The following is a 14,168-nucleotide window of genomic DNA, read 5'->3' on the forward strand; positions in this document are numbered from 1 at the left end:
TTTCCCCCCAGAAGAAATAGGTATGCTCAAATTAAAAAAATTCAATTATTTATCATCATATACAATCTTCAATGAACTCATTTTTTACTTGTGCGTATCAACCAGGAGTGCAATAATCACTGTAAAACAAGAATATTCTTAGAAAAATTCTACACAAAAAAAATGAAAAAAATTTTTTTATACTATAGAATAGGTGTGTTATTCATATTTTGCAAATAATTTTCTTTCCATTAAAATTTTAAAAAAAATTTCAATCAGAAATAGCTGTATACTACTCGTAGAGAATGATTTCATTACACAATCCAACCAGTTATTTGTGATTCAGAATAACTTAACATCATCCGTTTCTCATTCTCGTACTCCTGAAGTGTATTCTTCAGGAGTTTTTTGTTGTCTCACCACATAAGTTACTCACCAAACAATGCGCGAACAAAATAAGCCAAAATTTCCTAAAATAAGTCTTCAGCGACTAAGAAATCAGTTCAAGCAAACTGTCTTTCTTTTCAGTCGTACTCATTTTTCGTAAAATTTTGGCTTATTATCCTGTTTATCAAGCATAAGAAGGTTGTGAAAAGAGCGGTTTGCCCTGAGTATTAAGGATGAAAACCTCGAAACAGCTTCTCATGTTTTGAAAAATTCAGACTTACTTCAAGGAGCTAATGCTTAAAAACCATTCACTCGTTTTTAAAGTGAAGTGAGATTGATATCTTCAACTCCAATTATTCGTATTCTAATGGGGAAGCGATAATCAATATAATTCCAAGTATTGTTCTCTTTCCCATTCTGAAACAGTTTGTCTAAAGGCTGCCCATTCTAAGCGTTTTGCTTCGACAAAGTTCGAAAAGATATGTTGTCCCAATGCATCGATCATCACTTTGTCTTTTCTTAATTCTTTGATTGCATTATGGATCGTTGAAGGAAGATCTTGAATGTGGGCTTCTTCTCGTTCTTCTTCGTTCATCACATAAATATTTCGGTCCACCGCTGCTGGTGGTGTGATTTCATTACGGACACCATCTAATCCAGCTTGTAATAAAACAGCCATTGCTAAATATGGGTTAGCAGATGGATCAACTGAACGCAATTCCAAACGTGTGGATAAGCCACGTGATTCTGGAACACGGACTAATGGTGAACGATTGCGACCGCTCCATGCCACATATACTGGTGCTTCATAGCCAGGAACTAAACGTTTATATGAGTTGACGGTCGGATTGCAAACCGCTGTATAGGCACGAGCATGTTTCAATAGCCCACCTAGGAAATGATACGCTGTTTGGCTAAGTTCTAAATCGCCATCTTTGTCATAAAAGACATTTCCTTCATCATTGAACAAGGACATATTACAGTGCATCCCCGAACCATTGATCCCGAATAATGGTTTAGGCATGAACGTTGCGTGTAACCCATGTTTACGAGCAATTGTTTTAACGACTAGTTTGAATGTTTGAATATTGTCACAAGCATCCACAACGTCTGCATATTTAAAATCAATCTCATGTTGCCCAGGAGCTACTTCGTGGTGAGAAGCTTCTACTTCAAACCCAAGGCTTTCTAATTCTAAAACAATATCACGACGACAGTTCTCACCTAAATCTGTTGGTGCAAAATCAAAATATCCACCTTTATCGTTTAACGTGGTCGTGATTCCACCATCTTCATCTAACTTAAATAAGAAGAATTCTGGTTCTGGACCTAAGTTGAAAGAGGTAAATCCAAGGTTGCGCATATCTTTTAATGCACGTTTCAAATTCCCGCGTGGATCACCTGCAAAAGGTGTGCCATCTGGGTTATAGATATCACAAATCAAACGAGCTACTTTGCCATGATCACTTTCCCAAGGGAAGATCATCCATGTTGAAAGATCAGGATACAAATACATATCGCTTTCTTCAATCCGAACAAAACCTTCGATCGAAGAACCATCAAACATCATTTTGTTTTCAAGTACTTTATCGATTTGACTAACGGGTACTTCGACATTTTTGATCGTTCCTAAGATATCTGTGAACATTAATCTTAAAAATCGAACGTTCTCTTCTTCAATGATTCGTTTAATTTCATCACCAGTTATTTGTTTCTTTACCATGGTATCCCTCTTTCTTTTTCTTTATATTATTCAGTCAAAGAATTGTCGTTGCATTCCTTGCGACTGATAATGCCCAGTTTTACTTAGCCCACCTTGCGCCAATATCTCATCACGAAAAATTTGTCGAACGTCATGATCAGTTAGCGGTTTTTTGCTCTTTTCTTCCTGTTTTTTGGCTTGAGCCATTTCGTAAACTCGTTTGATACCAGCCATATTTAATCCATCAGAAAGATAATCTTTGATCTCTAACAACAAGTCAATATCGTTTAATGAATACATTCGACGATTTCCTTCGCTTCTTTCAGGATGAACAAAATCTTGTTCTTCATAATAACGAATTTGTCGTGCGGATAAATCAGTCAGTTTCATTACTGTACCAATTGGAAATACAGACATTGAACGGCGCAATTCCTTTTCTCCCATCAGACGTCCCCTTTCGTTTAACAAGTTGGGTAAAGTATACCAATCAAAAAAACTACTGTCAACCGCTTATGTCAGGTTTTCTAACATAAGGGTTGGTTTTTTTTTACAAAAAAACTTGAGCAACGATTCATTGCTCAAGTTTTCTAACTTTTAAAAAAAGAGAAAATACATAGGTCACTCTGATAAGAAAGAGACAACGACCATTTAACTATTCAGCCATTTAGAAGTTGACTTTGCAAATCCTTTTACTTCATATCCATTTTTTTCTTCTACAAAATGCTCTTTCAAAACGAGGGTTTGTCTTCGTAAAGCACTTAACGTTTGCCCATCCTGACTGGGTACAAAGAGCGTGTATGGCACCATCAATTCCAACAACTGTTGTTTGATCGCTTGTACTAGCTTTTCTTTCCCATCGGTACTTTGCGCCGATATCAATACATTTGGAAAGAGTGAGGGAGTAAATAAGGCTGGATCAATTTGATCCGCTTTGTTATAGACTGTTAATACAGGCATCTCTTCCATCTTTAGTTCCGCCATCAACTGTAATACAGTCTGCTCCTGCAAAATACGATCTGGCGAACTTGCATCAACTACATGTAACAATAGATCCATTGATTGACTTTCTTCCAATGTTGAATGGAACGCATCAATTAATTGTGTCGGAAGATCTTGAATAAATCCAACCGTATCAGTAACCGTAATCTCAAATCCTTCTGCAAATCTCCATTTCTTTGTTAAGGGATCCAAAGTAGCAAATAACTGATCTTTAGAATACGTATCCGCTTGCGTAAGCAAATTAAGAATGGTTGACTTCCCCGCATTGGTATACCCAATCAAACCAATTTGAAAGATTTCACTAGACTGTCTTTTTTGGCGGTTTCTCGCTCGATGCGCTTCTACAGCCTTCAACTCACGTTTTACCCCTAATATTTTATTACGGATATGACGTCGATCCGTTTCCAACTTGGTTTCCCCAGGTCCTCTCGTTCCGATTCCACCACCTAATCGAGACAATGACTTTCCTTGTCCAGCTAAGCGTGGTAAAAGGTATTCTAATTGAGCTAGCTCTACTTGCAGCTTTCCTTCTTTCGAACGGGCTCTCATGGCAAAAATATCTAAAATCAACTGGACTCGGTCAATGATAGGGATTCCTACTGCTTCTGAGACTAGCTGACTCTGCCGAGGGGTCATTTCATGGTTAAAGATAATCAGATCCGCTTCATGAGCATCCGCTTGTTGGATCAATTCTTGTAATTTACCTTTACCGATAATGGTTTGACGATCGACTTGCGGTCGTTTTTGCGTCAATGTAAATACAACTTCCCCAGAAGCTGTATTGGTCAGCTTGCTTAATTCTGCCATCGACTCTGTGAAGTATCGTTGATTCTGTTCTGTCTCAACGCCTACGATGATCACTTTTTCTTTTTTATTTGTCATCTTTTTCCTCCAACCACGTTCTGATCAATTGATCAATTTGCTCCATACTACTGGACTCTGCTAATAAGTCAAACCAATGTGCATCAAGACGATTACGAAACCATGTTAATTGTCGCTTTGCATACCGTCTCGAGTTCATCTTCAACTGCTCCACAACGTTTTCTAAAGATTCTTCTCCCTTAAAATACGGATAAAATTCTTTGTATCCAATACCTTGACTCGCTTGGACTTCACCAAGTTCATACACAAAACGTGCTTCTTCTAATAAACCTTCCTCTAACATACTATCTACACGTTGATTGATGCGCTGGTATAACAAGGCTCTCTCGGTATTAAGACCAATCATACAATAATCATAAAGACGTGCGGGTTCCTCTTGCGGTGTTGTGATACTGTAGCCAGTCACTTCAAATACTTCTAAAGCTCGAATCACTTTTCGCTGGTTATTCCAATGAATTTTTTCCGCTGCTAGCGGATCTTTTGTTTTCAAACACTCCCAAAGTTCTTTTTTACTGAGTGTTTCAGCTAATTCTTCATATTTTTTTCGTACTGCTGTGACGCTTTCCTCTTTTGCACCCAATTGAAAATCATAAAGTAAAGATTGAATATACAACCCTGTTCCGCCAACGATCATCGGCAAACGACCACGTTCTGTGATTTCTGTGATCAATTTTCGTCCAGCTTTTTGAAAATCTGCTACGGAATAAGTTTCATTCGGTTCGATGACATCAATCAAATGATGAGGGATACCTTCCATTTCTGACGTTTTTATTTTAGCCGTCCCGATATCTAATTTTTTGTACACTTGCAGTGAATCCCCACTAATAATTTCACCGTGAAATTTTTTAGCCAATTCCACGCTAAGCGCTGTTTTCCCTACCGCTGTAGGTCCAACGATTACTAATACTTTTTCCATTATCATCCTACTTTTTCATTGTTTGTTTTATCCAAAATGCTTTTTGGGGAAAGTCTGTGATTATTGCATCTAGTTGTTGATCGAAACATCGTGTCATCTGCTGGTCGTCGTTGATGGTCCAGCATCTGATAGCTTTGGGGAATGTCTCCATGGATGGCAAATGCTCCAAGTACCAGTCACCTCTAGGATGAATCCCTTCTATCCAAGGAGTATCTTCAGCTAACTGTACTTTCTTTTGTGACGTACTTAAAAGAAGATCCAGCTGTGCTTGAGGATCAATTTTTACTACTCGTTCCAATGTATGAAAGTTAAAACTGCAGTACGCATGTCGAAAAGGCCATTCCACTGCTTTTAATTGTTGAACTACTTTTTCTTCGATGCCAGCATACTCATATTTATCTGTTTTGATCTCGATCATTACCGTTCCACGATAATTCATTTCCCAAAAAAGATGCAAGACCTCTTTCAAAGTTGGCACTTTTGTTGCCTGAAACTCTGTATTGAACCACTTTCCTGCATTCAACTTTTTTATCTCTGCTAATGTTTTTTCCCGTACCAATCCTTTGCCATCCGTCGTCCGATCCACTTCCTCATCATGAATCACCACGATCTGCTCATCTTTCGTCAAATGAACATCTAGTTCAATCCCATCTGCACCTATTCGAACCGCTTCGGCAAACGCAGGCAATGTATTCTCTGGATGGGTACCACTACTTCCACGATGCGCAAAAATCTGAACCATTTCATCACCACTTTCAGTCTCTTTGATTGTACCATAGGAAAAAGGCTGTGAAAAAGTCGTAATACTTCAAATGGTTAAGAATGAGGTTGACTTGTCATTCTAAAAAATGAGTAAACGGTATTCAATAAAGAACTACTCAGCAATAAGCGATGATTTTCTAAAATATGAAAAGCTATAAAAGTCCTCTCTCATTCGCTTAAAGCTGTTCTTCGACGATCAGTCAAAAATCTCAAAATATGGGGAGCTGTTTCGAGATTTTCATTCTTCATACTCAGGGCAAACTGCTGTTTTCGCAATCTCTCATTCATAGTGTTCCCTCTATCGAAAATAAGCCGAAAAAACCAAAAATATAAGGAACTACTTTTGGATTCTTCGGCTTATTTCTAAAAGCTAGACAATTCTGTCACAACCTTGCCTTTACAAATTATAAAAGTTTTTTGATCCTCTTCGATCTCAACTCAAAAAACAATTAGCTCCACACATTATCATTTGAGAAAAAGCCAATAGGTTGTCGCGTGACACTTTTTAATTGCGCTTTTTTTTCATTGATCATTTCCGTCAGATTATCCGTGAAGTTTTCTAAGATCACACGTCCACCTTTATAAGCATAACCGCCTATTTTCATCGTTTCGTCAGGAGAAAGAACGACTTTACGGTGCGCAATGTTTTTAAACAACTCCTCTAAGATGTAATTTGGAAGATAAAAATTATTTTGTGCAGCAAATGACTGTAAATAAGCAAAATCATCAATAGTGATATAACAATCATCAAATGCATCAAAGCTGACATATTCATCTAACAGTGTTGCTCTTTTTTGCAAGATTTCATTGATTTTTTTATTTAGTTGATTCAAAGTCTCAATCTCTTTGACTTTTAATTCTAACTCCCGTCTTCGTTGCTCTTTGTTTTCAAGATGGCGCATCTGAACAACCATCCCGATATATACTAAAATAGCTCCTAATAAAACGCCAATTAAGCCTACGATGCCAACTACCAATTAGTGTTCCTCCTTGCTGTATTCTTCTATTTCATCATAACATAAACGTGCAAGCACAGACTATTTTCTAAAATTTTTTTATTTGACCTTTATTGACCAAGAATGTATACTACTTTTTAGGTAGAAGAAATGAATTTGTGTTACACTATTTGTAAAGAACTTAAGGAGGAACCAAATTATGAATTTAATCCCTACAGTTATTGAGCAATCCTCTCGTGGCGAACGAGCTTATGATATTTATTCACGCTTATTAAAAGACCGCATTATCATGTTAAGTGGTCAAGTGACTGATGATCTTGCAAACTCGATCATTGCCCAATTGCTTTTCCTAGATGCACAAGATTCTGAAAAAGACATTTATCTTTATATCAACTCTCCTGGCGGTTCGGTTACTGCTGGAATGGCGATTTATGATACGATGAATTTTGTTAAAGCAGATGTCCAAACCATTGTGATGGGTATGGCTGCTTCTATGGGTAGTTTCTTACTGACAGCAGGTAAAAAAGGCAAACGTTTTGCTTTACCAAATGCTGAAATCATGATCCATCAACCACTTGGCGGCGCACAAGGTCAAGCGACAGAAATCGAAATCGCAGCTCGTCACATTTTACAAACACGAGAACGCTTGAACAAAATTTTAGCAGAACGTACTGGTCAACCTCTTGAAGTGATCGAAAAAGATACCGACCGTGATAATTACATGACTGCTGAACAAGCGAAAGCATACGGTTTGATTGATGAAGTGATGGAAAACAGTGCTGGATTAAACTAATATCATTTGTAAACTAAAAGGACGATGGGACTGCTCGATTGAGCGGCTCATCGTCCTTTTTTCAGTTGGAACGAAAGCTCGGTTTTTCAATGCTGTTCTTTAAACTTTCCTTCGTTATATTGATTTCCAAGTTCAACGTAATGTTGAATATTTTGGCGATTCTTTTCAATCTCTTCTTCCGTTAAAGGACGAATGACTTTAGCTGGCCGACCAAACGCTAATACGTTGGGCGGAATGACCTTGCCTTCGGTCACTAAAGAACCAGCACCAATCAAACTATTTTCACCGATCACTGCATGGTTCAAAATAGTTGATCCCATACCAATCAACGCGCCCTTTTCGATGGTACAACCATGAAGCATACATTGATGTCCTACCGTTACATTTTCAGCAATTTCAACTGGTGCATCATGGTCCACATGAATAACAGTACCATCTTGAATATTCGTTCTTGCTCCAACTTTAACCGTATTGCTATCCCCACGAATCACCGCTTGATACCAAACTGTGACCGATTCTGCGAGCTCTACATCGCCAACAACAGTTGCATTCGGTGCAATAAATTTTTGACTCATTTTTACACATCTCCTTTTTTGGCTTATTTCCAATTATAGCAGAAGATGGATTTCTCCTTCAAAAAGACTGGTAGCTATTATTTCATAGTCCCTTCAAGCACGCCTACTCTCTAGGGACTGAGACAAAAGTTGTCTCAGTCTCTTCTAGTATCTCTAAAAACGAATAAACGGTGTTCAAACATCAGCTCCTTGAAATAAGCCTGAATTTTTCAAAACATGAGAAGCTGTTTCAAAAAATTCTTTCTTATTGTCATCAGAGCTACCCGATGTTTTCACGACCTCTGATTCACGGCGTTCAAGAAGCAACTCCTCAACAATAAGCGATGATTTTCTAAAATATGAGGAGCTATTTAAAAAAATCATCGCTTATTCGCTCGGAGCTGAACGCTTCTTTCACAGCCTCTTGTTCACGGTGAGACAAAAGTAGCATCTTCGGAAAATTTGCCGAAATTTACCAAAAATTTGAGAAGCACCAAGTAGGTAACAATCAACATCAAAAACTAGTTTTTGTGTTTCTTGTCAATTTTCGGAAATTCCTTCTTATTTCTTGATGCTGAACACTTTTGTCTCAACCTCTCGTTTTTACACAACTAAAGAGCTCAGAACAATCTTTCGTGTTCCAAGCTCTTTCCTTTTATCTATATGCTATCTAAACTGGTAGCTAAATTTTATCCATTTACTTTAGAAATATTGATTGAGCCGATATAGCCAGCTTTATAGTTTTCCACATTGATTAGTGGGCTTGTTTCTCCTTTATTTACTTTAAAAGTAGTTGTAAGTCGATAGTATCCTTTTTCTTCTAAAACCCCATCTCTCATCAATGTGGTGTTAAGGAGTTCACGACTATCTTTAGACGAAGTATCTTCCTTCAATGCCACTTTTACATAATGGTCACTCAACATATCGACCACTGGTTTCACATAAACAGTTACTCGATAAGTAGCATTTTCTTCTAAAGCTTCACTACCGTTAAAGATTTTATATACACTCGCATGCTGATCAGCAAAGAAAGTATAGTCACCAACTAAAGCATTCACAGGGTCTTTCACTAGTTCAATGTCATCTCCTGAGAACATTTTCCATCCAGCAGTTTGTCCGTCAGGCCAAGTATCATTGATTTTCACCGTTACATTAATCGTTTTTCTAGCCACTTCATTTACACTATTTTTCACTTCATAAGTGACTTGGTATTTTCCAGGAATAGAGGAATCAACGTTGTTTTCTACCACTTTGATTTTGTCTGTGATGTCTCCGTCAACACGATCATAAGCACTTAGATTGATTCGTTTGTCATATGGATCAAATAACTCATCGTGCAAAATTTCAATATCATTTGCATGTAACTCTGGTTTTTCAAAAACAGCTGCAAATTGATTGATTCTGACAGTATGCGTATTGAAGTGTTCTCCTGTTGCAGCTCCAATCGTAAAAGTATATTTCTTTGATTTATCGATGTTTGGATTTTTCAATTCCCAATGTTGCCCATCATAATCTGCAGTAATAAGTTGTTGCTTGCTATTCCATTTTAACGTTAATTTTTTAAAAGTATTTGGCGTGAATTTGATTTGTTGCATAGGAGCTAAAGCGGTTAAAAATCCACTGTTGGCATCTGTTGAAACAAAGCCTCCATGAGCACCAACCATTTGAGCATGGTTGAAAGAAGTATCCGCATCATCTCTATCTGGCGCTTTAGAATAGGTATCCAATTCAAATCCAATTCCCTTTTTCAGGCCTCTGATACCTAGACCTCCACCATTAGCTCCAATGTCGCCAATTGCTCCTTGGTGGAAAGCCACACCTACCCCATCAGCACCATTTACATTATCACCTAAATTGACATCCATATCCAACAAGAAATCATAGTTCATATCAAGGGAGACGATTCCAGATATTGTTCCTTTTTGAAATTGTTTCGATTGAGTAAGACGAGCTGTATGGGAATCAAGTTGGACGGCACTTCCATTAAATGCGACGATGTCTTTCAAATCAAAATTATTTTGATCCACATTTTGGGAGATAGCAATATTTTTATTGACTAAAACATTACTAGTTTCTGCATTTACTGACAATCCAACAACACTTACCCCAATTAATCCAATAGTTCCTGCACATACTTTTTTATAAAAGGTCTTTTTGTTCATAATAAATAACACTCCCATTCATATAGTTATTTTTTATACACTATCCTTTTCCGTTTTATCTGCATTTCACCATCTCTTTTCATTCTTTTAGTAAACAATTACGCGTAAAATTCATTTACTAGCAAGCATCCAGTAGTAGAAGCATTTTTGAATGCTATTTCGCCTCCCTTGATCTTTTTTCTACTACAAAATTATCGTAACGCTCAGATCCTATTATTTTTATTTTGTATAGTAGTCCAACAAATAAAAAAAGAGGTGAGACAAAAATGTTTCGCATCAAGAAATAAGAAGGGATTTCCGAAAATTGACAAGAAGCATAAACACTCGTTTTTTGCTGTTGATTGTTACCTACTTGGTGCTTCTGATGCTACTTTTGTCTCACTGTTTATTCGATTTTTAGAGATACTAAAAGAGACTAAGGAAAGTTTTTCCTCAGTCTCTCTATTCTAAAATTCTTTCTTATTGTCATCGGAGCTGTTCGCTTCTTTCACAACCTCTTGGTTTAATCGGTATCAAGCATCAGCAACATCTTCAGCAAATTGGCTATTGTACAGTTTTTCATAGAATCCGCCTTGAGCTAACAGCCCTTCATGCGTTCCTTTTTCGATAATTTGTCCTTGATCCATCACTAAGATCAAATCCGCATCACGAATCGTTGAAAGGCGATGAGCAATAACAAAACTTGTTCTTCCTTCCATTACACGATCCATTGCTTTTTGGATCAATGCTTCTAAACGAGTATCGACAGAACTAGTAGCTTCATCAAGTATCAAGATTTTAGGATCAGAAACCACGGCTCTGGCAATAGTCAATAATTGCTTTTGCCCTAACGAAACATTGTCACCTTCAGCGTTGATTTCCATTTCGTACCCATCAGGCATTGTCCGAATAAAATGATCAACGTTAGCTGTTTTTGCTGCGTCAACGACTTCATAATCCGTCGCATCTAATTTACCAAAACGAATATTATCAGCGATTGTCCCTTCATAGAGCCAAGCATCTTGAAGAACCATACCAAATAATGAGCGGACATCACTACGACTCATCGTTTTAGTATCAATACCATCGATTTTTATTGCCCCATGACTCACATCATAAAAACGCATCAATAAATTAATCAGAGTGGTTTTCCCTGCACCGGTTGGCCCTACTACCGCAACTGTTTGACCAGCTTTTACTTCAAAGTTCAAATCTTGAATCAACGGTTTTTTAGGGTCATAAGCAAAATCAACATGTTCAAATGAAACATTTCCTGCTACTGTTTCTGGTAAAGTGACATCCACTTTATTTTCTTTTTCTTCTGGTTCATCTAAAATCTCAAAGACACGTCTGGTAGCCGCAGATGCACTTTGCAATACAGAAGATAACTGTGTGATATTCCCCATTGGCTGGCTGATTTGCCAAATATATTGGATAAATGCTTGTAATTGCCCCACAACGATGACACCCGTAATGACGTAAAAACTTCCCAATACAGCCATACCGATATAAGTAGCATATGCGGTCAACTGAACTAAGGGCATCATCAATCCAGATATAAAGGCTGCTCTAAATCCATAATGTTTCAATCGATGATTGACTTGTTTGAATCCTTCAAACGTTTTTTGCTCACGTCCATAAACTTTTAACACACTAAAACCAGTCATATTTTCTTGGACATAACCATTTAAATCCCCTAACGAATTTTGCATTTCTTGGAAATATTTTTGCGAAGCATTGATCACACGTTTTGAAATCCAGATAGATGCAGGAATCATGATCATCGAGATCAACGCCATCAATGGCTGGATATAAAACATCATCGCTGCTGCCAGTGTGATCCCTAAAATAGCATTCACCACACCGATAAACGCTTGCTGTAACGCTCCACTGACTGCGTCTACGTCATTCGTCACCCGAGATAAGATATTTCCTTGTTGATTTTTATCAAAATAAGAAACAGGCAATCGATTGATTTTTTCTTCAATATCTCTTCGCAAATCTTGCATTGCACTTTGCACGACATTCGTCATCAAAACACCTGAAAGTAATTGCGAAACACAATAACCAACGCCCACGATCGTGATCCAAATCAAACAATTGAAAATATAAGAAAAATTAATCGCTTCGTTGTTTGCAATATTGTGACTGATCTCAGTAGTTGGCAATCCGACAACGTAGGGTAAAGCAACGTTGAAAATCACCGTCAAAACAGTAAACAACAGCACAAAGAAAAATGTTAACTGATAAGGTTTGATGTATCGAGCTAATCGTTTTAAGGAAGATAATGTTTGTTTCATGCTAATTCCTCCTTCGATAATTGCGAAGCTGCGATATCATAATAGATTGGACAGTTTTCTAATAATTCACGGTGTGTCCCGATACCTACGACTTCTCCCTCATTCAAGACGATGATTTTATCAGCATGCATGATCGTACCCACTCGCTGCGCCACGATTAACACCGTTGATTCGGTCGTTTCTTTTTTCAAGCGAGCCCGAAGTTTTGCATCCGTTTGATAATCAAGTGCCGAGAAGCTGTCATCAAAAATATAGATTTCCGGACGTCGAATAATAGCTCTGGCAATCGCTAAACGCTGCTTTTGTCCTCCAGAGAAATTAGCTCCACCTTCGGAAAGAAGTTCATCATACCCATCCGTTTTCTTCGAAATGAAGTCCGTTGCTTGTGCGATTTCAGCTGCTCGCTCCATCTCCTCTTGCGTAGCATCTTCTTTTCCATATCTTAAATTATCTGCGATCGTCCCAGTAAATAACAATGCTTTTTGAGGAATAAAGCCAATTTTATCTCTTAATTTACTCAAGCGATAGTCCCTGACATCTACGCCATCAATAAGGATTTCCCCATCACTTACATCGTAAAATCGAGGAATCAATTGAATCAACGTTGACTTCCCGCTACCTGTACTACCGATGAATGCAACTGTCTCTCCTGGCGAAGCAGTAAAACTCACATTACGGATCACGGGTTCTTGTGAATGTCCAGGGTAAGCAAATGTCACATTCTTAAACTCAATATATCCTTTGGTTTTTGTTTCAGATACACCATTTGGATCTTCTTTGATCGACGGTGAGGCATCTAATGCTTCTTGGATACGCCCTGCTGAAACAGCTGCCCGTGGATACATCATAAAGACACTTGCAAACAGCATGAAGGAGAATAATGCATGGAAAATATATTCAATAAATGCAATCAGATCCCCCACTTGAAGTGAACCAGCATCGATTTGAACCGCTCCGCTCCAAATAATCAAGACCATTACAATGTTAAACAGGAAGTAGAATCCAGGCTGTGCAACAGCCATTAAACGAAACAAGCTTTTCGAGCTTTTTGTATAGTTATCATTAACTTTCGCAAATCGTTTTTCTTCAAATTTTTCATTAACGAATGCCCGGATAACACGTAATCCTGAAAGATTTTCACGTAAAATACTATTAATCTTATCCAAATTTTTCTGTTGTTTTTTTGATAACGGTTCAGAAAATTTCGCAATCGCAACCACTGAAAGTAGTAAAAACGGTAGCGCTCCGATCACATAATAACTCAATGAAACACTGGTCCGCATAACCATATAAAGACTGACAACAAACATCATCGGTGTCATAAATCCGATCCGTAAGATATTTTGTAAGAACAGCATAATTTGATAAGCGTCGTTCGTCGTACGCGTGATCAACGAAGCAACCCCTAATGTTTCATATTCTTGGTGAGAATAACTCTGGATTTTCTTGAATAGATCATCACGAATATCCGCAACGATGTTCGTCGTGATCCGTGAACCAAAATAGCCTAATAGAATATTCATAATGATCCCAACCACAGTAATCACGACCATCAAGATCCCTTGTTGTTTTACATAACCAAAATCGTTGTTACGAATCCCGACATCAATCATACGAGCTAAAATCGTTGGTAAGCCTAACTCAATTAAAATAAAACCAAATACGCAGATGAAATTTAATAACAAATATTTCTTATAGCGCATGGTATAGTGCCACATCAACTTCAAACTCTCATCTCCTTTTAATTAGAATAAATTTAGCTATTAATAAAAATAATAGCACACTCCTACAGTATAT

Annotated in this window: 12 protein-coding genes; 1 reads left to right on the forward strand and 11 read right to left on the reverse strand. The window is 37.7% G+C overall.

From position 1 onward, the window contains the following. Positions 1 to 748: 748 nt before the first annotated feature. The 6 genes from glnA to IGL28_RS10420 all read right to left on the reverse strand — a co-directional run bounded on the left by glnA (position 749) and on the right by IGL28_RS10420 (position 6,604). Complete coding sequence (gene glnA / locus IGL28_RS10395; RefSeq protein ID WP_010718711.1) at positions 749 to 2,089, reverse strand: type I glutamate--ammonia ligase; 1,341 nt, start codon at positions 2,087 to 2,089, stop codon at positions 749 to 751. Between the two features lie 30 nt (positions 2,090 to 2,119). Next, positions 2,120 to 2,512 (reverse strand): MerR family transcriptional regulator, encoded by a 393-nt coding sequence (locus tag IGL28_RS10400; RefSeq protein ID WP_010718712.1) that lies wholly within the window; start codon positions 2,510 to 2,512, stop codon positions 2,120 to 2,122. A 204-nt stretch (positions 2,513 to 2,716) separates the two neighbouring features. Continuing rightward, complete coding sequence (gene hflX, locus IGL28_RS10405; RefSeq protein WP_034698955.1) at positions 2,717 to 3,949, reverse strand: GTPase HflX; 1,233 nt, start codon at positions 3,947 to 3,949, stop codon at positions 2,717 to 2,719. Further along, positions 3,939 to 4,865 carry a tRNA (adenosine(37)-N6)-dimethylallyltransferase MiaA gene (miaA, locus tag IGL28_RS10410; RefSeq protein WP_081128158.1) on the reverse strand — a complete coding sequence of 309 codons (927 nt, stop codon included), beginning with the start codon at positions 4,863 to 4,865 and terminating at the stop codon, positions 3,939 to 3,941. Before miaA ends, hflX begins: the two co-directional genes overlap by 11 nt. Positions 4,866 to 4,872: 7 nt before the next feature. Continuing rightward, positions 4,873 to 5,607, reverse strand: a complete 735-nt coding sequence (locus tag IGL28_RS10415; RefSeq protein ID WP_081128160.1) for a glycerophosphodiester phosphodiesterase — start codon at positions 5,605 to 5,607, stop codon at positions 4,873 to 4,875. A 469-nt stretch (positions 5,608 to 6,076) separates the two neighbouring features. Next, on the reverse strand, positions 6,077 to 6,604 hold the full coding sequence (locus IGL28_RS10420) for a hypothetical protein (RefSeq protein ID WP_010718716.1): 528 nt from the start codon (positions 6,602 to 6,604) through the stop codon (positions 6,077 to 6,079). Between the two features lie 178 nt (positions 6,605 to 6,782). Between IGL28_RS10420 and clpP the strand changes: the two genes are divergently transcribed. After that, positions 6,783 to 7,376 (forward strand): ATP-dependent Clp endopeptidase proteolytic subunit ClpP, encoded by a 594-nt coding sequence (clpP, locus tag IGL28_RS10425; protein ID WP_010718717.1) that lies wholly within the window; start codon positions 6,783 to 6,785, stop codon positions 7,374 to 7,376. Positions 7,377 to 7,462: 86 nt separating this feature from the next. On the opposite strand, the gene IGL28_RS10430 is transcribed toward clpP, so the two are convergent. The 5 genes from IGL28_RS10430 to efrA form a co-directional block, all read right to left on the reverse strand. Next, a complete protein-coding gene (locus IGL28_RS10430) occupies positions 7,463 to 7,951 on the reverse strand; it encodes a gamma carbonic anhydrase family protein (RefSeq protein ID WP_081128162.1) in 489 nt (162 codons plus the stop codon). Between the two features lie 174 nt (positions 7,952 to 8,125). Beyond that, a complete protein-coding gene (locus tag IGL28_RS10435; RefSeq protein WP_081204136.1) occupies positions 8,126 to 8,314 on the reverse strand; it encodes a hypothetical protein in 189 nt (62 codons plus the stop codon). A 305-nt stretch (positions 8,315 to 8,619) separates the two neighbouring features. Then, positions 8,620 to 10,092 carry a lectin-like domain-containing protein gene (locus tag IGL28_RS10440; RefSeq protein WP_034698948.1) on the reverse strand — a complete coding sequence of 491 codons (1,473 nt, stop codon included), beginning with the start codon at positions 10,090 to 10,092 and terminating at the stop codon, positions 8,620 to 8,622. 512 nt (positions 10,093 to 10,604) lie between these two features. Continuing rightward, positions 10,605 to 12,371, reverse strand: coding sequence for a multidrug efflux ABC transporter subunit EfrB (gene efrB / locus IGL28_RS10445; RefSeq protein ID WP_010718720.1), 1,767 nt, complete (start codon positions 12,369 to 12,371; stop codon positions 10,605 to 10,607). Continuing rightward, positions 12,368 to 14,098, reverse strand: coding sequence for a multidrug efflux ABC transporter subunit EfrA (gene efrA, locus IGL28_RS10450; RefSeq protein WP_010738063.1), 1,731 nt, complete (start codon positions 14,096 to 14,098; stop codon positions 12,368 to 12,370). Before efrA ends, efrB begins: the two co-directional genes overlap by 4 nt. Positions 14,099 to 14,168 lie beyond the last annotated feature (70 nt).

Origin of the sequence: Enterococcus sp. AZ077 (assembly GCF_051714965.1) — a bacterium.
GTDB classification, from domain to species: domain Bacteria; phylum Bacillota; class Bacilli; order Lactobacillales; family Enterococcaceae; genus Enterococcus_B; species Enterococcus_B hirae.